The 22,997-nt window shown below is 38.1% G+C and carries 25 protein-coding genes and 1 pseudogene; 16 read left to right on the forward strand and 10 right to left on the reverse strand.

Annotated features, from left to right (window positions below):
• Positions 1-308 (reverse strand): annotated as a pseudogene (locus AC1DOS_RS04205) (ATP-binding protein); the annotation flags it as partial.
• Positions 309-491: 183 nt separating this feature from the next.
• Here AC1DOS_RS04205 and AC1DOS_RS04210 point away from each other — a divergent pair.
• Positions 492-2,240 carry a B12-binding domain-containing radical SAM protein gene (locus AC1DOS_RS04210; protein ID WP_108584362.1) on the forward strand — a complete coding sequence of 583 codons (1,749 nt, stop codon included), beginning with the start codon at positions 492-494 and terminating at the stop codon, positions 2,238-2,240.
• Positions 2,241-2,261: 21 nt separating this feature from the next.
• On the opposite strand, the gene AC1DOS_RS04215 is transcribed toward AC1DOS_RS04210, so the two are convergent.
• From AC1DOS_RS04215 to hmpA, 3 genes are all read right to left on the reverse strand, one after another.
• Positions 2,262-3,611: a TrkH family potassium uptake protein gene (locus AC1DOS_RS04215; RefSeq protein WP_477536503.1), complete on the reverse strand. Its 1,350-nt coding sequence runs from the start codon at positions 3,609-3,611 to the stop codon at positions 2,262-2,264.
• A gap of 234 nt (positions 3,612-3,845) precedes the next feature.
• Positions 3,846-5,204, reverse strand: a complete 1,359-nt coding sequence (locus AC1DOS_RS04220) for an IS1182 family transposase (protein ID WP_477536504.1) — start codon at positions 5,202-5,204, stop codon at positions 3,846-3,848.
• 125 nt (positions 5,205-5,329) lie between these two features.
• The gene (gene hmpA, locus AC1DOS_RS04225; RefSeq protein ID WP_477536505.1) at positions 5,330-6,514 is read right to left on the reverse strand and encodes an NO-inducible flavohemoprotein; all 1,185 of its coding nucleotides are present in this window, start codon (positions 6,512-6,514) and stop codon (positions 5,330-5,332) included.
• 153 nt (positions 6,515-6,667) lie between these two features.
• Between hmpA and AC1DOS_RS04230 the strand changes: the two genes are divergently transcribed.
• Both AC1DOS_RS04230 and AC1DOS_RS04235 read left to right on the forward strand, forming a co-directional pair.
• Positions 6,668-7,105, forward strand: a complete 438-nt coding sequence (locus AC1DOS_RS04230; protein WP_108585541.1) for an RrF2 family transcriptional regulator — start codon at positions 6,668-6,670, stop codon at positions 7,103-7,105.
• Between the two features lie 129 nt (positions 7,106-7,234).
• Positions 7,235-8,164, forward strand: coding sequence for a manganese-dependent inorganic pyrophosphatase (locus AC1DOS_RS04235; RefSeq protein ID WP_477536506.1), 930 nt, complete (start codon positions 7,235-7,237; stop codon positions 8,162-8,164).
• Between the two features lie 38 nt (positions 8,165-8,202).
• On the opposite strand, the gene AC1DOS_RS04240 is transcribed toward AC1DOS_RS04235, so the two are convergent.
• Positions 8,203-8,991 (reverse strand): AAA family ATPase, encoded by a 789-nt coding sequence (locus tag AC1DOS_RS04240; RefSeq protein WP_477536507.1) that lies wholly within the window; start codon positions 8,989-8,991, stop codon positions 8,203-8,205.
• A gap of 161 nt (positions 8,992-9,152) precedes the next feature.
• Here AC1DOS_RS04240 and AC1DOS_RS04245 point away from each other — a divergent pair, with 161 nt between their 5' ends.
• Together AC1DOS_RS04245 and AC1DOS_RS04250 are read left to right on the forward strand one after the other, a co-directional pair.
• A complete protein-coding gene (locus tag AC1DOS_RS04245; protein ID WP_477536508.1) occupies positions 9,153-9,860 on the forward strand; it encodes a DsbA family oxidoreductase in 708 nt (235 codons plus the stop codon).
• A gap of 106 nt (positions 9,861-9,966) precedes the next feature.
• Entirely contained in the window at positions 9,967-10,602 is a 636-nt protein-coding gene (locus AC1DOS_RS04250) for an FMN-dependent NADH-azoreductase (protein WP_477536509.1), read from the forward strand.
• Positions 10,603-10,642: 40 nt separating this feature from the next.
• Here AC1DOS_RS04250 and AC1DOS_RS04255 read toward each other — a convergent pair whose 3' ends face one another.
• Positions 10,643-11,011 (reverse strand): DUF2500 domain-containing protein, encoded by a 369-nt coding sequence (locus AC1DOS_RS04255; protein WP_477536510.1) that lies wholly within the window; start codon positions 11,009-11,011, stop codon positions 10,643-10,645.
• Positions 11,012-11,088: 77 nt separating this feature from the next.
• Here AC1DOS_RS04255 and AC1DOS_RS04260 point away from each other — a divergent pair, with 77 nt between their 5' ends.
• On the forward strand, positions 11,089-12,111 hold the full coding sequence (locus tag AC1DOS_RS04260) for a S66 family peptidase (RefSeq protein WP_477536511.1): 1,023 nt from the start codon (positions 11,089-11,091) through the stop codon (positions 12,109-12,111).
• A 72-nt stretch (positions 12,112-12,183) separates the two neighbouring features.
• Here AC1DOS_RS04260 and AC1DOS_RS04265 read toward each other — a convergent pair whose 3' ends face one another.
• Positions 12,184-12,705 (reverse strand): YceI family protein, encoded by a 522-nt coding sequence (locus tag AC1DOS_RS04265; protein ID WP_477536512.1) that lies wholly within the window; start codon positions 12,703-12,705, stop codon positions 12,184-12,186.
• 273 nt (positions 12,706-12,978) lie between these two features.
• Here AC1DOS_RS04265 and AC1DOS_RS04270 point away from each other — a divergent pair, with 273 nt between their 5' ends.
• The 5 genes from AC1DOS_RS04270 (at position 12,979) to AC1DOS_RS04290 (ending at position 15,690) form a co-directional block, all read left to right on the forward strand.
• Positions 12,979-13,287, forward strand: a complete 309-nt coding sequence (locus AC1DOS_RS04270; protein WP_108585535.1) for a winged helix-turn-helix transcriptional regulator — start codon at positions 12,979-12,981, stop codon at positions 13,285-13,287.
• 75 nt (positions 13,288-13,362) lie between these two features.
• Positions 13,363-14,277, forward strand: coding sequence for a UDP-N-acetylmuramate dehydrogenase (murB, locus tag AC1DOS_RS04275; protein ID WP_108585534.1), 915 nt, complete (start codon positions 13,363-13,365; stop codon positions 14,275-14,277).
• Positions 14,278-14,642: 365 nt separating this feature from the next.
• Entirely contained in the window at positions 14,643-14,864 is a 222-nt protein-coding gene (locus tag AC1DOS_RS04280; protein ID WP_477536513.1) for a penicillin acylase family protein, read from the forward strand.
• A gap of 137 nt (positions 14,865-15,001) precedes the next feature.
• Complete coding sequence (locus tag AC1DOS_RS04285; RefSeq protein WP_477536514.1) at positions 15,002-15,349, forward strand: fluoride efflux transporter FluC; 348 nt, start codon at positions 15,002-15,004, stop codon at positions 15,347-15,349.
• Positions 15,346-15,690 carry a fluoride efflux transporter FluC gene (locus AC1DOS_RS04290; protein ID WP_477536515.1) on the forward strand — a complete coding sequence of 115 codons (345 nt, stop codon included), beginning with the start codon at positions 15,346-15,348 and terminating at the stop codon, positions 15,688-15,690. The genes AC1DOS_RS04285 and AC1DOS_RS04290 overlap by 4 nt, the downstream gene beginning before the upstream one ends.
• A gap of 47 nt (positions 15,691-15,737) precedes the next feature.
• Here AC1DOS_RS04290 and AC1DOS_RS04295 read toward each other — a convergent pair whose 3' ends face one another.
• Positions 15,738-16,718, reverse strand: coding sequence for a DmpA family aminopeptidase (locus AC1DOS_RS04295; protein ID WP_477536516.1), 981 nt, complete (start codon positions 16,716-16,718; stop codon positions 15,738-15,740).
• Between the two features lie 59 nt (positions 16,719-16,777).
• Entirely contained in the window at positions 16,778-17,197 is a 420-nt protein-coding gene (locus AC1DOS_RS04300) for a universal stress protein (protein ID WP_108585530.1), read from the reverse strand.
• Between the two features lie 339 nt (positions 17,198-17,536).
• On the opposite strand from AC1DOS_RS04300, the gene AC1DOS_RS04305 reads away from it, so the two are divergent.
• From AC1DOS_RS04305 to AC1DOS_RS04315, 3 genes are read left to right on the forward strand one after another with little or no spacing between them, the layout of a single operon-like run.
• Positions 17,537-17,902 (forward strand): ArsR/SmtB family transcription factor, encoded by a 366-nt coding sequence (locus AC1DOS_RS04305; RefSeq protein WP_477536517.1) that lies wholly within the window; start codon positions 17,537-17,539, stop codon positions 17,900-17,902.
• Entirely contained in the window at positions 17,889-19,997 is a 2,109-nt protein-coding gene (locus AC1DOS_RS04310; RefSeq protein ID WP_477536518.1) for a heavy metal translocating P-type ATPase, read from the forward strand. The genes AC1DOS_RS04305 and AC1DOS_RS04310 overlap by 14 nt, the downstream gene beginning before the upstream one ends.
• Before the next feature lie 19 nt (positions 19,998-20,016).
• Entirely contained in the window at positions 20,017-21,135 is a 1,119-nt protein-coding gene (locus AC1DOS_RS04315) for a GNAT family N-acetyltransferase (RefSeq protein WP_108585527.1), read from the forward strand.
• 36 nt (positions 21,136-21,171) lie between these two features.
• Here the strand turns inward: AC1DOS_RS04315 and AC1DOS_RS04320 are convergent, their stop codons facing one another.
• Positions 21,172-21,327: a lmo0937 family membrane protein gene (locus AC1DOS_RS04320; protein WP_108585526.1), complete on the reverse strand. Its 156-nt coding sequence runs from the start codon at positions 21,325-21,327 to the stop codon at positions 21,172-21,174.
• Between the two features lie 262 nt (positions 21,328-21,589).
• On the opposite strand from AC1DOS_RS04320, the gene mntR reads away from it, so the two are divergent.
• Both mntR and AC1DOS_RS04330 read left to right on the forward strand, forming a co-directional pair.
• A complete protein-coding gene (mntR, locus tag AC1DOS_RS04325; RefSeq protein WP_024536757.1) occupies positions 21,590-22,012 on the forward strand; it encodes a transcriptional regulator MntR in 423 nt (140 codons plus the stop codon).
• A 24-nt stretch (positions 22,013-22,036) separates the two neighbouring features.
• Positions 22,037-22,903 carry a CvfB family protein gene (locus AC1DOS_RS04330; RefSeq protein WP_477536519.1) on the forward strand — a complete coding sequence of 289 codons (867 nt, stop codon included), beginning with the start codon at positions 22,037-22,039 and terminating at the stop codon, positions 22,901-22,903.
• The last annotated feature ends 94 nt before the right edge of the window (positions 22,904-22,997 follow it).

Raw genomic sequence — 22,997 nt, forward strand, 5'->3', positions numbered from 1 at the left:
GTAGTAGAATGATTGTAACAACCTTCAATATTTAAGACCATTTTACTTTCGTTTGATTCGGATATGGTTACTTGACATGTAGCGAGACTACAGACATTCATATCTTGTAAGAATTTTTCCCAAATTTCTTTAGAGGGCTTGTCCATTTTGTTTGTAAGTTCATCAATATCACGATGCAAACAAAATTCTCTTGCCATTGGATTCATTTTAATGATTTCTTTATTATCTAATATGAAAACTGAATCTTCGTCATCCCAAAATAAAAAATCGAATATCTCCGTTACTTTGTCTCCAATCAAGTCATTCACCCAACCTTCCCCACACTTTTCATGCATTATATGCCATGAATATCCATTTTATTAACGTGCTGAAAAAATAGAATTAATTCAGATTATTTTATCATATTCACACAATTAACGTTATTTAGACTCATGTTGTTTGAAACACTAATCCTTGTTAAAATAGAATGATGTAAAAAAGGAGAATGGCTAATGAACATCGTTTTAGCAACACTAAATGCAAAATATATTCATACAAACTTGGCATTAAGATGCCTTAAAGCTAGTGTACAACCTGAATTCAACCCAATAATTTCTGAATATACAATAAAAGATCCTTCTTTTAATATTGTGTCTGATATTTACTTAAAGAGACCTAAAGTAGTAGGTTTTAGTTGTTACATTTGGAATATTGAAGAGACGATTAAAGTCGTCAGATTGCTGAAAAAAGTGAGTCCCGAAACGATTATTGTACTTGGCGGACCTGAAGTGTCTTACGACTCCAACTACTGGTTAAGACGAATTGAAGAAATAGATTATATTGTAATGGGTGAGGGTGAAATCTCATTTAAGCAATTACTACTATATTTGGACGGTAAACTCCCGTTAAAAGAAGTTCTAGGAATTTGTTATATGCAAGAAGACAAATTTATTCTGCATGCTCAAGGTCCAAAAATTGACTTACGTGAAATGCCGTCGCCTTACCGTTTTGAAGAAGATATTCCTCACTTATCTAAGCGTATTACTTATATTGAAACGAGTAGAGGCTGCCCTTTCTCATGCCAATTTTGTTTATCATCGATTGAAGTGGGTGTGCGATATTTCAATCGTGAAAAAGTAAAAGAAGACATTCGATATTTAATGGATCACAATGCCAAAATCATAAAATTTGTCGACCGAACGTTTAATATCAGTCGAAGCTATGCAATGGAAATGTTTCAGTTCTTGATTGATGAACATCGACCAGGTGTTGTTTTCCAGTTTGAAATAACAGCTGATATCATGAGACCTGAAGTTATTCAATTTTTGAACGACAATGCTCCTGCAGGGTTATTCCGTTTTGAAATCGGTGTTCAATCAACCAATGATTTAACGAATGAACTCGTTAAAAGAAAACAGAACTTTGCCAAATTAACACGGACTGTGACCATGGTTAAAGAAGGCGGGAAAATTGCTCAACATTTAGACTTGATTGCCGGCTTGCCGGAAGAAGATTATACTTCTTTCAAACAAACGTTTAATGATGTATTTGCAATGGGCCCTGAAGAGTTACAATTGGGCTTCTTAAAACTTTTGCGTGGAACAGGCCTTCGCGTACAAGCTGAAGAATATGGCTACGTATACGTCGATCAAGCACCTTACGAAATATTCGCCAATAATGTATTAACTTTTGATGATATGCTACGGATAAAACAAGCCGAAGATGTTCTTGAAAAGTACTGGAATGACCATAGACTTGATCATACAGTAGGCTATTTAGTGAGCGAGACTTTTGAAACGCCCTTCGATTTCTTCCAAGACTTCGGCACTTATTGGGAGCTAAAAGGTTGGTCAAGAATAGGTCATCAACTGGAAGATTTATTTAAGCGACTTGAAGAGTTTCTAATTCAAGATGGCCGGGCAGACATGTCTATCGTACAAAGTTTAATGAAATATGATTATTTAGCGCATCATCAATTCCAGCCACGTAAACCATACTGGGAAAAGGAAATGAAAAAAGAATCACAGTCCGCTATTTATCAAAGAATTATAGAAAATCCAAGTATTGCTGGAGATTCATTCGCAGAACTTCAACTCCAAGAACGTGAAGTATATAAGCAAACCCTACTAGTACCATTCACACTAGATTTAGTTGAGCTTACACAGCAGCAAGTGGTGGCTAAGGATGGTTATTTACTAACTTACTTCAAACCTGGACAAGCACCTCAATTTTCGTTCATTACAAAAGAGCAGGTATCCTGATTTCAGGACCTGATCTTTTTTTTAACCAATTATGACTCGTTCTTTCGGATAATGGAATTTCGTCTTCGTGGTTCGACCACCAATTGTATAAAGGAATGATATTAAGCCAATGCGTCCCACAAACATTAACAGCATAATGAGTATTTTCCCAAAATTCGATAAATCATCTGTAATTCCAAGAGACATTCCACAGGTTCCAAATGCGGATGTGATTTCAAAAATGATGGCTGTAATGGGTATAGATGGTTCCGAGATTGATAATGCAATTGTTGCAAATAACACAATGAAAATCGATAAAATAATGACTGCGTATGAACGTAATACGTCGGTTAATTGAATTTCTCGATTAAATATTTGTATTTCATTTTTTCCACGTGCGAAGTTGATTAAGAAAAGAATAGCGATGGCAAATGTTGTGGTTCGGATTCCGCCCCCTACTGAACTTGGGGATGCTCCTATAAACATCAATGCACTTATGAAAATATTTGTACCTTGTGTAAATTCAGTAATATCGACCGTAACGAGTCCAGCTGAGCGCGTTGACACTGACTGGAACATCGCTGAGAATAATGCTTCATGCCAAGACATTCCACGAAACGAATTAAACATTTCTAGCGCTAAAATTACAATCGTACCGACCAAAAGTAATAATCCAAACGTAACTGTCGTAATTTTTGTAAACAATGAGAATCTGAAATTTTTGTTTTTATTCGACAAAAAAGCTTTTAGTTCGATTAATACTGGGAATCCAATTGCTCCTAAAATGATTAAGGTCATATTAATGATTTGTACAAAATAATCTTTATGATAAGGTATCATGGATTCACCTGTGATATCAAAGCCACCGTTCGTCGTTGCAGAAACGGATGCAAATAAGCCATGTAAAAAAGCTTCTGAAAATGTGTCGTAATATTGTGTAAAATAGAACGTCAGAATAAGTGCGCCAAGTAATTCGATTAGTAATATTATTTTAATGATTTCAATAATTAAGTGGACGACCCCAGACAATGAATGTTGGTTATGATCAATCATGATTAATTGACGTTCACGTAGACCGATTTTTTTCCCGACAATTAACCACACGAACGTACCTAATGACATGATGCCGATACCTCCAAGCTGGAGGATAACCATTAACATCGCAATACCAAAAGTCGTATAGGTTTCTGAAATGTTTAATACGCTAAGTCCTGTAACACTCACAGCACTTACTGCTGTAAATACACTATCAATAAAAGCTACACGCACTCCTTGTTGATGCACGCCTGGTAAATTTAATAAGCCTACAGAAAAACCAATGGCTAAGAAATAATAAGAGACGATAGCTTGAGCAGGTGTTAAATTCCGTATGCGCCGAATAATTGGATTCATAAAAAAGCTCAAGTCCTTTCAATAAACAGTGAAGGTCATCTTCCTATTCTAAGAAACATTTGGTAAAAAAGAAAGAGGGAGTCTATTTTCCCCATAAAAAAATGCTTCTCTATGAAGAAGCACTCAGACTGTAGACAAAAGGGGTTCGGAATGGTCTCATTCCGAACCCCTTTTTTTATTTTTATTGGATTTGAATCGATTATTGAGAATAGTAGACCTCTGCGAGGTCATTATTTATGCCATTTTTGGAGCTCGCCATGTCCAGCTGGCGAGTTTTTTTAAATTCATGGCAGCGAAAGTAAGCATCGCCTGCATCGACAATTTTTTAAGTCCCCTTAACGTTGTCCAACGCATACCATGCTTTTCTTTTGCATCTGCGAATACTCGCTCAATTGTTTCTTTACGTTTTGCATAGATGGGTTTTACATCTTCATGATGGCGAAGATGATCAGCTTCCTCGATGCAAGCCTGCCAAATATGACGTGTCACCACTTTTTGGTGGTCTCGACTTTCGGTACATTGGGCTAATAGTGGACACGTCGCGCAGATGTGCTTTGGTGACTTGTACTCACGATATCCTTCTTTATTCGTTGTTGAGTATTTCAAGATCTCGCCCGCTGGGCAAAGGTAACAGTCAAAGTGTTCATCATACACATAATCGTGTTTTCGGAAGAATCCTTCCTTAGTCCGAGGGCGTGTGTATGGTAAGGCAGGAGTAATTTCGTTTTTTAATAAATAATTYGTAATTGCAGGTGTTTTATAAGCTGCATCCGCCGCAACAGCTTCAGGTTTCGCAACATTCTCAATGACTTGATCTACTAAAGGCTCTAACATATTACTATCATGTGTGTTACCTGGCGTTACAATCGTTCCTAATACAAAACCATTTCGGTCTGCCGCGGCATGGAAAGAATAAGCGAACTGTTTTGTCCGTTCATCTTTAACGTAGTATCCACTTYCTGGATCGGTTGTGCTTTCTTTGATTTCTTTCGATTCTTCCTTATCGAACTTATCTTGTGGGAATGGCTTTTTCCCGTGCTCTTCACGGTCTTGATTAATCTCTTCTTTAAGGCGTTCTTGATAAGAGCGCGTTTCTTTGCGAACGACTTTCTTTTCGAATTTGCGCTTATTCGCACTTGCTTTTACATGTGTAGAATCAATGAATACGTGTTCTGCACTAATTAATTTCTTCTCCATAGCTTGCTTTAAGATACGATAGAAGATTTGTTCGAAAAGGTCTGTGTCTTTAAAGCGACGCTCGTAGTTTTTCCCAAACGTTGAGAAGTGTGGAACTTTATCATGGAAACCGTAACCTAGGAACCAACGATAGGCCATGTTCGTCTCGATTTCCTCGAWGGTCTTACGCATCGAGCGAATACCGAAGGTATATTGAATGAAAGTGAGTTTAATTAAAATAACCGGGTCAATACTTGGGCGACCTAATTCTGAATACATATCTTTCACCAAATCATAAATAAAAGAGAAATCAATCGCCGACTCAATTTTACGAACCAGATGATTCGCTGGCACAAGTTGTTCTAAAGCAATCATTTCAATTTGATCTCGTTGAATTGCATTATGTTTTGAAAGCATTATAATCACCTCAAGATTTTATACTTCTATTATAAAAATTAAAAAGACTGTAGGCAAACTCGATTTTATCGAGTTTGTCTACAGTCTGAAGCTATCACCTCAACTGGGTGATAGCTTTTGTTTTTTTATGCGTGAGTTGGTTCCATAGAAACAGCAGGACCGAAAAACTCGAAGTGAACACGATCTTCAGCAAACCCAAGTTCATATAGGGTAGGGATAATCGCTTTCATAAATGGAACAGGACCACAAACATAAATATCACTATTTGAGACAACATTTTCTGCTAATAATTCTTTTGTAAGTAATCGATTTTCATCTGAATAAAACGACATATAAGTTGTGTCTTCCATTGTCGACATTAATTTACGAACGTCTTTATCGAAAGCATGCAATGCATTATTTCTTGCACCATGTAAGAAAGCTACAGGACGAGTAGGAGAATTTTTAGAAATGGTATCCAACATACTCATCATAGGTGTTATTCCTACTCCGCCACTAATCAACGTAACAGGACGTGTACTTTCCGTGTCTAAATAGAAATCACCAGCTGGAGCACTTACTTCGATTGTGTCTCCAATTTGAATATTTTCATGCAAGAATACTGAAACTTTTCCATTCGGATTCATTTCGTTTTCTTTTTTCACTGAAATGCGGAATGTATCTTGATTAGGCGCTTGTGACAGACTATATTGACGGTTGAACAAATATGTTTCACCTGGAATAGTTAAACGAACCGTAATATATTGGCCTGGAAGGAAAGTCGGTACTCCAGATCCATCTGTTGGTTGCAGGTAGAAAGATGTGATGATGTCACTTTCAGCTACTTTGTTCACGATCTTGAAGTTTTTGAAGTCTCCAAAGCCATTTTCTTGTTCTTGTGCTACTTTGTACATCTCTTTTTCCACCGAGATGAAGACATCGGCAATCACTCCGTATGCTTCCGCCCAAGCTTGGATAATTTCATCTGTTGCGGCATCACCCAAGACTTCTTTTATGGCCCCTAGCAGATATTCACCAACGATTGGATAGTGTTCTGCTTTTATGCCTAATGATCGATGCTTTTGAGCAATTTGTTTAACGGCAGGAAGTAATACACCTAAATTATCAATGTGTAAGGCGGCTGCATAAACCGTATTGGCAAGAGCAGTTTGTTGTCTTCCTTGTTTCTGATTAACATGATTAAACATATTCAGTAATTCTGGGTGAGCAGTGAATAAGTTCTTGTAAAAGACACTTGTAATTTCTACACCTCGATCAGCTAAAATGGGTGCTGTTGATTTGACGATATCAATTGATTGCTGAGATAACATTTAAGTTTCCTCCTCTTTATCTTTTAATAGCTTAACCATACGCCTGTAAAATTACTAAAGCAATATATAGAATACATCTTTAATTTTTTAGACACATTTCTTTCACGTAAAAGACATAATCGTTATAATGATGAGAGAAAGTACGGTGAGGTTATGCGTTTAACGATGTACACAGATTTTTCACTGCGCGTTTTAATGTACGTGGGTGCTAAAGAAAAATCGCAATTATCAACTATACAAGAAATTTCAACTGCCTATGGCATATCGAAAAATCATTTAATGAAAGTCACATATGAATTAGGTAAACATGGATACATCGAAACAATCCGTGGTCGAGGGGGTGGTATCCGTCTTTCTATGGATCCAGCTGAAATCAATATCGGAAGTGTCGTCAGGAGAACGGAAGATGATTTTTATTTAGTTGAATGTTTTAATTGCGCAACTAACCGATGCGTCATTACCCCAGTTTGTAAACTTCGTACCTTATTACGTGACGCGTTAGAAGCTTATTTTAAAGTTCTTGATGGACATACTTTGCAAGATGTACTAGTAAATAAAGAACAACTTGGTGCCATTTTGTTTATGAAATAGGTATGTTAAAATGAACAGCGTGATAATAATACGTGTTCAAAAAGGAGCACAAAAAGAGCCGAAGAGATTGGACATCTATTTTTAGCGGACTTTTTGAACATCTGATATTTGAATTATTGGAGGATACACATGGAAAAAGTATATGTAGTAGGACACAAAAATCCAGATACAGATTCGATTTCTTCTGCGATTGTTTATGCGCATCTGAAACGTGAATTAGGAATGAATGCAGAAGCGGTTCGTTTAGGCGAAGTTCAAAATGAAACAGCATTTGCTTTAGAAAAATTCGGTTTTGAAGCGCCTCGGTTCATTGAGAAAGCTTCAAATGATGTTAAACAAATCATTTTAGTTGATCACAACGAAAAACAACAAAGTGTGGAAGATATTGATGATGTCCAAGTAATAGAAGTTATTGATCATCATCGAATTGCAAACTTTGAAACATCAGATCCATTATATTTCCGTGCTGAACCAGTAGGATGTACAGCGACGATTCTAAATAAGCTATTTAAAGAAAATGGCGTAGAGATCCCAGCAGACATTGCAGGATTAATGCTATCTGCGATTATTTCAGATTCCTTATTATTTAAATCACCTACTTGTACTGAACAAGACATTGCGGCTGCGAAAGAACTTGAAACCATTGCAGGAGTGGATGCTTTAGAGTATGGGTTAGCTATGTTAAAAGCGGGAGCCGATTTAAGCGGCAAAACGCTTGAAGACTTATTGACACTCGATGCAAAAGAATTTGGTATGGGAGACTATAAAGTGGAGATCGCTCAAATTAATGCGGTCGACGTAAATGAAGTAATGGTCCGTCAAGGAGAACTAGAAGATTTAATTTATCGAAAAATTGCTGAAAAAGGATTAGATATGTTCCTATTCATCGTTACCGATATTTTAAACAACGACTCAGTGGCGCTAGCTTTAGGTAGTCAAGCAGAGAAAGCGGGACAAGCATTTGGTGTTCCTTTTGTAAACAACATAGCGGTATTAAAAGGCGTTGTATCACGTAAAAAACAAGTAGTTCCAGTTTTAACAGAAGCGTTAAGTGAATAAGAAAAAAGTAAAAGTCGATTCCTTTTTGGAGTCGGCTTTTACTTTTCGAATAAGTGACGCAAATAGCGATTGGGCTCTTTTAAAAAATCAGCAGTTAAGCGAACATGTTCCACGTCTTCAAAAGCAGTGGGTGTCAGTTGATCTTGCTGTATTTCTAAAATGGTAGCTTCCGGATAGGCCATCAATATGGGTGAATGAGTCGAAATGAGAAATTGCGCCCCCTCTTGAACCATGTCATGAAGTAGGGCTAATAAGGTAAGTTGCTTATTTGGAGATAAAGGCGCTTCAGGTTCATCCAAAATGTAAAAGCCATTTGGTTTAAATCGAGCTTGGAATAATTCCAAAAAACTTTCTCCGTGTGATCTCACATCTAGGCCTGCCCCATACAAATGCCGAAGTTCTGAATAGGTACGCGCATATGGAATTACTTCCAAACTGTGCGGATTTCTTTTTTTTATCTCCTCCACAGTGATTCGAGCTTCTTCTCTCATATTGGCTAGTTGACGTGTATATGTAATAAAATCGGATGCTCGAAAGAAAAATCCATTCTTCGTTCGATTGGACCAAATGAGCTTCAAATCATCGGATAAATCATAGGCATGGGAAAACGAACGATCCTTCTCCATGTATTCTCCACTGATGAGGATACTATCCCCAGCTGCTGCAATTCCTTCGAGTAAAGTAGTTTTTCCAGAACCGTTGTCACCGACAAGGATGGTGACGGGATGTGTGAATTTGAGAGATTCGAAATTATGAATAAGTGGGAGGTTGAAGGGATAGTCAAGTCTCGTCGATCGGTTTTTTCGAATGACTTCTCGTAAAATCATCTAGGATTCACTCCTTTTAAGAACACTTTAGCATAGCTATTAATAGACTGCGAAATTAACCAAAAGATATAGAAAATCGGACGAAAAGAAAGACGCTGGTTACGAGCAAAAAAATTGCGACTCTATCCAGAACACACTACAATTATGTTGAGGTGAACAAAATGAAAATTGAAGTATGGTCAGACTATGTATGTCCATTTTGTTATATAGGAAAACGTCGTTTAGAAGAAGCGATTCAAACATCAGGCTTAACTGAAAACATTGAAGTTCAATTTAAAGCGTATGAACTAGATCCCAATTCTCCTGCCATTTCAGACAAATCAACATATGAAATGCTTGCAGAAAAGTATCAAACAACTCCAGAAGCAGCAAAACAAATGACTACTTCTGTAAAACAGCAGGCACAAACAGTTGGGCTTGAATACGATTTTGATCGCATTAAACCAGCGAACACATTCGATGCACATCGATTAGCTAAATGGGCAGAAGCGCAAGGAAAACCTGCTGAAGCTAGTGAACGATTGTTAAAAGCGTATTTCATTGAAGCACAAGAAATTGGTCGTCACGAAGTATTGCTTAACTTAATCGAAGAAATTGGCTTGGATCGTACACAAGCTGCTGAAGTTTTAGCTTCTAATGCATTTGAAACTGAAGTGAAACAAGAAATCGAAGAAGGCATGTCACTTGGTGTGCAAGGAGTTCCTTTCTTTGTTATTAACCGTAAGTATGCGATTTCTGGGGCCCAGTCTGCAGAAGCATTTGAAGAAGCGTTGAGAAAAGTAGCTGAAGAAGAAGGCATCTCTCCTACACTTCAAACACTTGGACAAAAAAGCGCAGGAATTTGTAAAGACGACAACTGTGAAATCTAACAAATATGAGAGCTTAGTCTTTGACTTTTCGACTACGCTCTTTTATTATTGTAGTATATCTTGAATTAAAGATATATAAAATTAGGGTAAAAGGGAGTTTCTATAAATGAACATATTAGTTGTCAAAGCAAATAACCGTCCTTCTTCAGAAGGCGTTTCTAGTAAAATGCACGAAGTTTTTATGAATGAACTAACTCAAACGAATGACTTAAACATCAACACATTTGATGTATTCAAAGAAGACATGCCATATTTCGGTCAAGATTTCTTTAATGCGTTGGGTAAGTCAGCACAAGCTGAGCAATTAACGGATATCGAACAACGCATTTTAACAGCATCAAACAAAGCTATGGACGCATTTTTGGATGCTGATGTCGTAGTCTTCGCATTCCCATTGTGGAACAAAACAATTCCAGCTCCACTTCAAACGTTTATTGACTACATTTATCGTGCAGGCGTAACCTTTAGTTATAATGAAAACGGTCCAGTTGGATTAGTGCCGGATAAAAAAGTCATCATCTTGAACGCACGTGGTGGTGTTTACTCAACACCTGAAATGGCTCCATCTGAAATGAGTGTTAATTATGTTCGTATGATCATGAACTTCTTCGGCATTACAAATATCGAAGAAGTGATTATCGAGGGACATGCACAATTCCAAGATCGTGCAGAACAAATTATTGCTGACGGAATGCAAGAAGTTAAAGCAGTGGCAAACCGTTTAGCAAATGTAACTGTATAACAAAAAAAGGGGCGGACATGTTCATGTCCGACCCTTTTTTTTATAGAACAATTTTCTTTCTTTCAAAGCCTTGATAACGTGTTCCTTGAAAGGTTAGTATTCCTAAATCATCTTCAGCAAGCATACCGTATTCTTTACTCGTAACGTCTAGCTCCAATCGATCGCCGCTTTGAACTTGAAATGTAACGTAGTACCAAGTACTTGCTGATGAATCACCATGACCTCCTGTAGTTTCTGTACGTTTTGCAACTATTTCCGCAGGTACGGTTAACACAGGTGATTTATTATTTTTAGACCATTGAGAAATTCCTTTAACTGCAACGAAAATAAATGTACCGATTACTAAAGTGAAAATGATAACAAAAAACACAAAAAATATACCCATTCCTCCAAATACATACGTATCCATTATTTCTCATCTCCTCTATTATAAGATACGAAAACAATGTAGAATAGTTTCAATCTTACAAAAAGGGAGGGACAACAATGATTCGATACCCAAAAGCCATCCAAACAGGGCAAACTATTGGTATTACAGCTCCTTCATCTGGTGTAGATACGGAATTACACGATTTAGTACACCAAAGCAAAAAACAGTTTGAAAAACGGGGTTACCACATTGAAATCGGAGAAACTGTGTGGACACAATATAAAGCAGCTTCATCTTCAAAAGAAACGCGTGCTGCCGAACTAAATGCTATGCTTCAAAAACAGGACATCCAGGCAATCATTCCACCATGGGGAGGAGAAATCCTGCAAGAGATTTTACCTCTTATTGAATGGGATCAAGTTCAACCGAAATGGATTCTTGGCTATTCAGATACGAGTACTTTACTGTTTGCATTAACCGTAAAGACAGGCATCGCGACTGCACACGGTACAAATTTGGTGGATTTGCGTAGTAATGAATGGGATCCAACGACCAGYAAATTTCTAGAAATACTCTCTTCAGAAGGAGACGCAACAATTACTCAAGTTTCGTCTTTACATTACCAATCGAAATGGTCTCATGAAAAAGAACCAGATCCTTATGTTTTCAACTTGGATACAGAAACAAAGTGGGACACCGTCAAGAATTCCTCTGTAGAGATGAAAGGTCGTTTGCTGGGGGGGTGTATGGACACTATTCGACATTTAATTGGCACTCCATACGGGAATGTAAGAGAATTCCAAAAAACTCATTTACGTGATGAACCACTTGTTTGGTATTTGGAAAACTGTGAAATGTCAGCAACTGATTTCCACCGAACATTAATGCAAATGCACCAATCCGGATGGTTTGATAACGCAACAGGTATTCTATTTGGACGTACGTCTGCTGGTCAAGAAGTGGGTGGTTTCACAACTCTAGATGCTTTGGAAAGATTAGCGGATGAGACAAACTTACCGATTATTTACAATGCCGATTTTGGACACGTTCCACCACAAATGACTTTCGTAAATGGTGCATATTCAGAAATTAAGGTTGCTCATGGAAAAGGCGAAATGACGATGAACTTAAAAGTATAAATAAAAAAGCTGTTCTTCTCAGAAAAAGTGAGTAGAACGGCTTTTTTTGAAGCAAGTGAACCTATTAAGCTATTAGACTGGGTTAGCTTCAAGGTCAATCGTGATTTTAATATCTTTACCAACTAATACTCCGCCAGTTTCAAGTGCTTGGTTCCAAGTTAAACCAAAGTCTTCTCTGTTAAGTTTAGTTTCAGCTGAAAAAGCTACTACTTCTTGTCCCCATGGGTTTGTACCTTTACCACCGTATTCAGCCTCAAATACAATTGGTTTCGTTACATCTTTAATTGTGATATCACCAGCGATTTCATATTCATCGTCTTTTTTCGTGATGTTGTTTGCAACAAACTTAATTTCTGGGTATGTTTCAGCATCAAAGAAATCAGCTGAACGAAGGTGATTGTCACGATCTTCGTTTCCGGTATTTATACTTGCCACTTTAATGTTAAATGCAATGTTTGCAGCAGTTAAATCTGTTTCATTCGCTTCAACTTCTCCGCCAAAATCACCAAAACTTCCACGTACTTTAGATACCATCATATGTTTTACTGAAAATCCAATGCTTGAGTGAGCTGTGTCTACGTTCCATTTTTTCATAATAAATTCCTCCAATTTGTTTTTTAATTTCTATAACCTACTATATGCGGGTATTATCTCGATGTCAATATGTCTGAATTAAAATATCTTTAATTCGAGACAAATACTAATAAGTGTCATGGCAATTTTGTATGGAAATAAATTATTAGTTCCACAAAGTTACTATATGTAAGTTAATATTAAATAATTACGTGATTACATCTAGTAATTAAATTACTTTGTTTTACATGAATTTTTTTTTGGGTTATAATTAGAAGTAATAGAGGTGAAAATATGAAAGAAACTACATTATGCCCGCGTTTATCTAAAGCGATGGATCTCATTGGAAAAAGATGGACGGGACTAATTCTTTATCAGTTATTAGATGGTCCTCAAAGATTTAACGAAATAGAATCTGCCTTGCCAGTAAGTGGTCGCCTTTTATCTGAGCGATTGAAAGAGTTAGAAAAAGAAGGAATTGTCGAACGTCATGTTTTTGCAGAAGTGCCTGTCAAAGTGGAATATTCGTTAACAGAAAAAGGAAAAGGGCTGAAAGATGCAATTGCAAACATAGAACATTGGTCAAAAGTATGGTTATCTTGAAAATCACTTGTCAAATTGGTCGTCAATACGCATACTATGTAATGAAAAGAGTTAAGCGAAAGGATTTGGCTTTTCATGAATAAACAGCGTTGGTTTGACGATCTAACTATAAAAATTTCACACGAATGTGTCAAAATAGATGAACCACTTTCCTTGCACACCATGACAAAAATGGGTGGTCGAGCAGATTTATTTGTATCTCCGACATCTGAAGAAGAAGCTATTTTTGTCGTGTCTTATGCTCACCACAACCAAATTCCATTGTTATTGCTCGGTAATGGATCTAATATGGTGGTTCGAGATGGCGGAGTCCGCGGAATCGTCTTGAACTTGTCCAAGTTAAATTGCATTAAAATTAATGGAACTCGTGTATATGCTGAAAGTGGTGCAGACATCATTGATGTCTCAAGAGCTGCAGTGAAGGAAACTTTAGCGGGACTTGAATTTGCATGCGGAATTCCGGGTTCTGTAGGTGGAGCAATGGCGATGAATGCAGGAGCTTATGGTGGCGAGATAAAAGATATTATTTTCCAAGCTACTGTATTGACGCACGAAGGTGAAAAGCTTGTATTGTCTAAAGAAGAACTCGAGCTAGATTATCGTATGAGTGTGATTACCAAAAAAGGTTATTATGTGTTGTCGGCAGAATTTGACTTAGTACCAGGTGATCAATTAACAATCGATGCAAAGGTAGCAGATTTAACTCATTTACGTGAATCGAAACAACCATTAGAATATCCGTCAGCTGGTAGTGTCTTCAAGCGTCCACCTGGCTACTTTGCAGGTAAGTTAATTCAAGACTGTGAATTACAAGGCAAGGGATTTGGCGGTGCGGAAGTTTCGATGAAGCATGCCGGCTTTATTGTTAATAAAAATAACGCAACTGCAACAGACTATATTCAAACAATTGATATGGTCCGCAAAAAGGTTCAAGAGAAATTCGGAATTTCCCTTGACCTCGAAGTGAAAATTGTTGGCGAAAATGAATAATAAAAAGCCTCGAATTTTCTTGAATTCGAGGCTTTTTGTAATTGGCTTACCAGAAAAGCCGATTATTCGTCAAGGTAATTTTGTTATGCCTACTCGTGGAAAGAAACTGCAAAAGAACAAGTGGCTAATGTGAAATTAGCGTAAGCAGAAGAGATAGAGATATAAAACTAGAGGGCTTTCTACAGTCCTCTAGTTTTTTTGTTTTCGGATCAAACTTTAGCTTTTCTTGCTTATGCAGGACTTTTTCCTTTTCACTCGAAATAGTAAAGTAAGAAAGTTTAAGGGGATAAGGTGATGACCAGAAGAAGGCGGAATGGAAAGTGGATAGCTTGGATTGTTGGTAGCGATAAGCCGAGTGACTGGAAGTGGGGCGATTATCATCAATTAACCTTCGACCATCCACTAGCGGTGCATCGCCAATCTTTGCCTATTTCTTGAATCCAAAACCTGTGCCTATTGGTGGATCAAATATCTCAGTTCAAGCAGTAGGATTTACAGAGGATGGTTCTATTGATCACGGAGCTTCGTGGCGATTTGTTGCAGATTTACAGGATCTATCAAGTGCCCATCACATCGTGGGCATATGAAATCGAAGTGGTTTCACAACCAAGTAAATGACTGGGCGGAGGGGGACTATCACGAAACGGTGATTAATGGTGACATACAAGATTCCCATACGTTAACATTAACTCCAAACGAGTAATTGTTAGGGCGTGAAAAGGTAGTGAAGAATTTTCTATTGGTAGGCATAGGTGGAATGATAGGCACATTATTACGCTATACCATTATGGTCACGACGTCAGACATGCTTGTCCTATGGTTGGAGAATGGAATAGGGAGCCTCGTCTTAGGGTGGTTGACAGGGCGTGCTGTGGCGACTGGGAAAACGGCATCCTTTTTGTGGACAACAGGAGTTCTCGGTTCATTTACCACTTTTTCAACCTTTTCTGCTGAGTGGCTAGTTTTAATGCAAGAAAATATGGGATTAGCAGTTGTCTATGGACTTGGCATGACTCTGGCTTGTTTTTTTGCAGCTGCGCTTGGATTTAAGATTGGGGGATTTTCTAAATGACTCTCCTAGCAGTAGTTCTTGGCGGTTGCTTCGGTGCCGTATTTCGCTATGCCATATCCCTGAAGATTCAAGGAATGAAAGGGATTTTATTCATTAACTGGATAGGTTCATTTCTGATGGGCTTATCATTACACATAGCCACGAAAACAAGCTGGATGGCTATTTTTTGGATAGTAGGCTTTTTAGGTGCATTTACCACGTTTTCAACGTTTGCAGTGCAATTGGTGGAAAGCTGGTCTAAAGGTGAAATGCGAAAAGCTACTAGTTATGCGATGTTCACCCTCATCGGCGGATTTCTATTCGTCACTATCGGATGGTGGATTGGGATTGCCCTTAAATAATTAAAAACTGCCACTCTGTCATTTATTGTGACGGAGTGGCAGTTTTTTTAGAATATTCCTTTTTCTACAACTCTTCCTAAACGACCGTGTGTGGTTTCTGCGTGACGTATGGATTGATATACGGCTTCTTCAGTTGCTTCAATAACAGCTTGGAACAATTCATTCATTAGTGGGTGATCATCACGTAAGAGTGTATTTGAATCATACGGAATGTCTGACTCATGAGCAACCGTATTAGCATTAGAAAACGCGATGACAATATCGCCACTTCCATTATGTATATGTGTACCAGTTCTACCAAGGCCAATCGCAGCCCGTTTAGCAAGTCGTTTCAATTGCCGTGCATCAACAGGAGCGTCTGTAGCGACAACGATAATGACGGAACCATCTGGCTTGTCTATTTCATCTTTGTCCCAATTAGATATACGGCATTCATGTGCACGACCAAAGTTCGTAAGTGTAAGTACGCCAACATGGAAATTAAGTTCTTTATGTTGAGCCATTCGTGAAGAACTGCCTATACCTCCTTTTACTCCGTAACAAATCATGCCCTTACCCGCACCGATAGCTCCTTGCTCAAACCACCCAGACTTAGCAGCTACTAAAGCTTCTACTGCATGGTGTGGACGAACAGCTAAAAGACGCATTGAATTTAAATAGCTATCGTTGCATTCCCCGACAACAAGATTGAGTGAGCTCGTTGAGTCACCGATAGCGGGATTTTGTTCCAACATATAGGACAGAGTTCCTTCTAAAACAGCTCCGACACTAAATGTGTTCGTAAGCATAATAGGTGATTCCATCAGTCCTAATTCTTCGAGTTGAATGAGACCAACCGTTTTCCCAAAGCCATTTAATACAAAACTTGCAGCGGGAACTTTTTGTGAAAAAGAATTTTTACTATGAGGCAAGATTGCTGTAACACCTGTGCAAATTGAATCCTTATCATTGATGTTTTGATGCAAGGTGACGTGTCCAATTTTCACACCAGGTACATCAGTAATTAAATTTAACGCGCCTTTTTTCAAGTTAATCATCTCCAAATGCAAAACTCAGACTGACCAATGAATGGACCAGTCTGAGTTTATTATTTAATTAATAAGACCGGTGAATGAACTCGTTTTGCTACTTTATGGCTAACACTGCCAAGTACCATTTCTTGCAGTGTGTTCAGACCACGACTGCCAATGACCACAATATCATAATTTTCTTTGTTGGCATGTTCGACTATAACTGGTCCTGCTTCACCATGAAGTAATTTGATTTCAGTCGAAATTCCTTGAGATGTGAATAATTCTTTAATGGGTAAAATTTTGTTTTTGCGATCAATGTGTAGCTCTTCACTACTTATACTATGAATGACTTCAGTTCGTGTTTTATCGTAATCCAAAACATAGAGTAACGTGACGTGTGCACCTTCAGTGGAACTAGCTAAGAAAACAGCGTGAGTTGCTGCTCTCTTTGAGTGCGAAGAGCCATCTACAGCAACTAGAATTTTTTTATACAACACAATCCCCCCATAGTGAGTGATTCTTCCCTGCGATTCGTTACAATTCAATGCAAGTAAACAGCTTATGTACTTAAATATATATTCTCTAGAGTGGAAGTTAAATCCTTTATTTACACACATTCATAATAATTATTGATTAGCCGAAGCAGACACAAGATAGTGAAAAAGTCATTTTGTACAACATGGAGAGTCACTTCGTCAACCTGGACCTGATTTCTCAACCGTCTCGGCTATATAAATCGGAAAATCATGATGTGACTGTCCTTGCTTTTCAAAGTACTCGAGCATATACTTTAATTAATAATCAAATGAACGTTTGAATGAGGGGTTGATACAATGAATACTGAAACATGCGAAGTAGCATGTGTGCATGAAGAAGATGTGAAATATGTAAAACAAAACTTACCTGAATTAAAAGGCATGGCCGTTATATTCAAAGCGCTAGCAGATGAAACAAGATTGAAAATTTCATATGCATTAACGCTCCAAAGTGAATTATGTGTATGTGATGTGGCAGCGATTATTCAATCGTCCACAGCAACAGCTTCACATCATTTACGTTATTTAAAAGATATCGATTTGGCCAAGTCACAAAAAAGAGGCAAGCTTGTTTATTATCGACTAGCAGATGATCATGTTGGTCAACTTGTGAAAATTGCCTATGAACATGCGAAAGAAGGCGAAAAACATGAAAGAATCTAATCAACAAGAATTCCGATTAGAAAACTTAACATGTGCGAATTGCGCTATGAAATTCGAGAAAAACATTCAAGCCCTACCTGAGATTAGCGAAGTAAATGTTAATTTTGGGGCATCAAAATTACGTGTAGTTGGCCCAATTACTGTCGAAGAGTTAGAAAAAGCAGGAGCATTTGATGGCATTAAAGTCGTGCCATTGACTTCGAATCGAATCATTGAAAATAAGCCTTTTTATAAAAGAAAAGAAAATATCATAACATTCCTGTCATTTATTCTTTTAGTAGTAGGGACAATTATTTCTTTTCAAACGTCTGAGGCAGATCCATACGCGATATTCTTTTTTGCTTTATCCATAGGTATTGGCGGCTATGAAATGTTTTGGAGTGGTTTGAAAAATTTATCCCGTTTTTACTTCGATATGAAGACACTAATGACCATTGCGATTATTGGTGCTGCAATTATTGGAGAATGGCGTGAAGGGGCCGTGGTTGTCTTCTTATTCGCAGTCAGTGAAGCACTAGAGGCATATTCGATGACTAAAGCACGTCAATCCATTCGACAGCTAATGGATATTGCTCCTGCAAGTGCTTTTATTCGTAGAAATGATGAAATAATGGAACTAGCCACGGAAGATATCGTTATTGGCGATACACTTCTTGTAAAACCGGGTCAAAAAATAGCAATGGACGGCGAGGTATTGACTGGTTATTCTTCAGTCAATCAAGCTCCGATTACAGGAGAATCAATGCCTGTTGTCAAAATGCAAGGAGACGAAGTGTTTGCTGGTACATTAAATGAAGAAGGTGCCCTTGAAGTTCGTGTAACGAAACGAGTAGAAGATACCACGATTGCAAAAATCATTCATTTAGTCGAAGAAGCACAGGCGGAAAAAGCGCCATCTCAAAAATTTGTTGATCAATTTGCCAAGTATTACACACCGAGCATCATAATTATTGCTTTACTTGTAGCTGTAATTCCTCCTCTATTTATTGGTGATTGGCAAGCTTGGATTTATCAAGGGCTTGCGGTGTTAGTCGTAGGTTGTCCTTGTGCCCTTGTCGTTTCAACGCCGGTTGCTATCGTTACCGCAATTGGCAATGCAGCGAAGCAAGGGGTTCTTATCAAAGGGGGCATTCATTTAGAAGAAATGGGCCGCTTGCAGTCCATTGCTTTTGATAAAACTGGAACGTTAACTAAAGGTTTTCCAGAAGTAACTGACATATCAGCAGGAGCTACTTTTACAGAAAACGAAGTGATTCAAAAAGTAGCATCAGTCGAATCGTATTCAGGACATCCATTAGCACGAGCGATTGTGGCGTATGCATCGGTTCAAAATATTGTCCAATCACCGATTGAAAATTTCAACTCGGTTACAGGCAAAGGTGTGAATGCCTCAGTTGATGGAATAGAAGTAGCGATAGGTAGTTTGAAATGGGCAGAAGAAATAACGACCATTTCAGACGATGTAAAGGAAAACGTAGAAATGCTCCAACAACAAGGGAAATCGGTTATGGTTGTTCTTTTTAATCATCAATATGCAGGACATTTAGCTGTTGCAGATGCAATAAGAGAAACAAGTCCGGTGATTATTAAGAAATTACGAGAACTTGGGATAAAACATATGGTGATGCTAACAGGAGATCATCCGATTACAGCAGCAGCAATTGCACAAATGTTAAATTTAACTGATGTCAGAGCAGGATTAATGCCCGATGAAAAACTACACGCTGTGAAAAAATTACGTAGTGAGTTCGGACGTGTGGCAATGGTAGGGGACGGAATGAATGATGCTCCAGCTCTTGCTGCGGCGACGGTTGGTATCGCAATGGGGGGAGCGGGAACTGATGCAGCCCTTGAAACGGCAGATGTTGCTTTAATGGCTGACGACTTAGAAAAACTTCCATATACCATTCAATTGAGTAGAAAAGCATTGCGTATTATTAAAGAAAATATTATGTTTGCATTAGGTTTAAAAATAGTGGCGTTACTGCTAATCATTCCAGGATGGTTAACTCTTTGGATTGCGATATTTGCAGATATGGGTGCAACGTTACTCGTTGTTTTAAATTCAATGAGGTTAATGCGCATTCAAAAGTAACGCAGTTCGGGGGAGAAGCATGCGATTAACAGAATGGACAATGGAAGAGCAAGAACAACTGATACATTTTATGACTACGAATGCATGGCCTTTTCATGGGAATTCGAATCCAGCGAGAGAAATTATCGAAAAGACTATTGAAGAGGGCGGCTACGAGTCAGACGAAGTCAAAACTTTTTGGGTCGAAAATGATGATTATCAAAAAGTAGGAATCGTTAAAGTGTTTGATTTGCAAGATGAAATTCCTGTATTTGATTTACGCATAGCAGAAAGTTATCGAGGTCATGGATATGGTCCAGCTGCCCTGAAAAAAGTGGCGGAGTATGTATTTAATCTACCTGAAATGAAAATTCGTGTTGAAGGTCACACACGTCAAGATAACTTTGCGATGCGTAAAACTTTTGAACGTGCGGGATTTGTAAAAGAAGGACATTTGCGTAAAGCTTGGTTTTCCCCGAAAGAGAATTCTTATTACGATGCCATCACCTACGGCATTACGAGGGAAGATTTTAATGAAGGCACAACAACGCCTGTCTTATGGGATGATCAGCAGGTGACAGAACCGACGAAGGCAAAAGTTCATACCGCGATGCGGACGTTCCCTGATTCATTTGAATCGGACAGATTAATTATTCGGGCGCCAAAAGTGGAAGATGCACCACTCGTTTGGAAAAGTGTCCAAGTTTCCCATAAAGCCCTTCAACCTTGGATGCCATGGGCCCAAAACATACAAAAAATCGAAGACACAACAGGAAATATACGACAAGCTGTGGCTGATTTCGTGACAAGAAAAGATTTACGACTTCATTTGTTCTTGAAAGAAACAGGTGAGTTTATTGGGGCAAGTGGTTTTCATCGAATAAATTGGGATATTCCAAAAGTGGAAATTGGGTATTGGTTAGACAGCCGCTTTGAAGGTAAGGGCTATATGACAGAAGCCGCAGAGCGTTTAACGGAGTTTGCATTCGAAGATCTTGGTGCAAGAAGAGTAGAGATTCGTTGCGATATTGATAATGTCAGAAGTCGAGCTGTTGCAGAAAGATTAAAATTCACATTAGAAGGCATTCTAAAACAAGATTCACTTTCTGCAGATGGGAAATATGTTCGGGATACCTGTATTTATGCGAAAATAAAATAAAAAAGGGATGTCCGTATTATATGGACATCCCTTTTGTTAAAGTTTTCGTTTTCCTGTGACTAATTGTATAACTAAAATAATACCTGCAATCAATAAAAGTAAGTGAATTAGACCGCCGCCAATTTTAAGTACAAGTCCTAGTACCCAAATAATTATTAATACTACGATAATCATCCATAGCATTCTACCCATTCAAGCTCATCCTCTCTGCAATTAGGCTTTGATAGTAATAAGTTACCCTTGATATTTTAGTCATAAACCGTCTGAACATAATATTATGAAATAAATAAAATTTATCGTGCTATAAGAGATAGAATTACATAAGCTGCTTAGGTCAGGCTCCTTATTTAATGGTGTCGAGGTAGATTGGCACTTTCAGCTTTTCGTTATTAATTGAGAACGGATAGCGACTATAGTACACTTATATAAGCTATGGAAAGAGAGGAACAGAGTAATGCCGACACCTAGTATGGAAGATCATATCGAACAAATCTATATGCTGATTGAGCAAAAAGGATATGCGCGTGTTTCGGATATTGCTGAATCTCTTTCAGTTCTTCCTTCTTCTGTAACAAAAATGGTTCAAAAACTCGACAAAGATGGCTACTTGATCTATGAACGCTACCGCGGCCTTATGTTAACTCCAAAAGGTTTGAAATTAGGTAAACGTTTAGTTCAACGACATGATTTGTTGGAACAGTTTTTACGTTTAATTGGCGTACAGGAAGACAAAATATATGAAGATGTAGAAGGAATCGAACACCACTTGAGCTGGAATTCAATTGACCGGATTGCTGACTTAAATCAAGCGTTGGAAGAGAATCCTGAGTTTCTTCGGAAATTAGAAGAACTTAAAGAACAGCAACAATCAGAATAGGTAAAAGTGAAAGGAGTGTCCACTATGAGCGAAATGGCATCTGGAGAAATTGTAGACTTGCAAGTAAAGTCACAAGAATCTTCTAAATGGATATTATCCAATGGTGAAATTGAAGTACCAATTAACGGATCTGAAGCACCTGAAGGAGTACAAGAAGGCGATACAATCAAAGTGTTTTTATTTAAAGATCGTCGCGGAAATTTAAGCGCAACTTCCGCATTGCCACATGTAACAAAAGGTACTTACGGTTGGGCGAGAGTGATTAAAATGGATGAGCGTGAAGGTGCGGTTGTCGATATCGGCAGTTCACGTGAAGTAATTGTGAAACCATCTGACTTGCCATTATTAAAAGAGCTATGGCCGAAAATCGGAGACCATTTATACATGACATTAAGAACCGATTTTCATGGAGATTTATTCGGTCGCCTGGCAACAGAAGACCGTGTTGCTGAAACATTCGTGGAAGCACCGACTTCTGTAATGAATGAAAACTTGAAGGCACGTGCATACCGCCTATTGCCAATCGGTTCATTCTTAATTAGTGTCCCTCAAGGATACCGGATATTTGTCCACCATACAGAACAAATGGCTGAACCGCGTATGGGTGAAGAAGTTGATATTCGTGTCATTGGGGTTAAAGAGGACGGCTCATTGAATGGTTCGATGCTGCCACGTAAAGAAGAAAGATTAATGGATGACGCCGAAACTTTATATCGTTACTTACAAGATATGGGTGGTAAAATGCCGTTTACAGATAAATCATCACCTGATGAAATTTATGACATGTTTAACTTAAGTAAAGCCTCATTCAAACGGGCATTAGGCAAGTTAATGAAAGAGAAAAAAATTGAGCAAAAAGATGGTTGGACGATAGTTAAATCCAACATTTAAAATGCAGAAAATGTGGTTAAGAGGTACAAAGAGAAAGGCGAGATTAATGCTCACCGAAACTTTTTGTACCTTTTTTTCGTACTAATAAGAGGAA

The sequence above is a fragment of the Paenisporosarcina sp. P5_A11 genome (genome assembly GCF_056400705.1).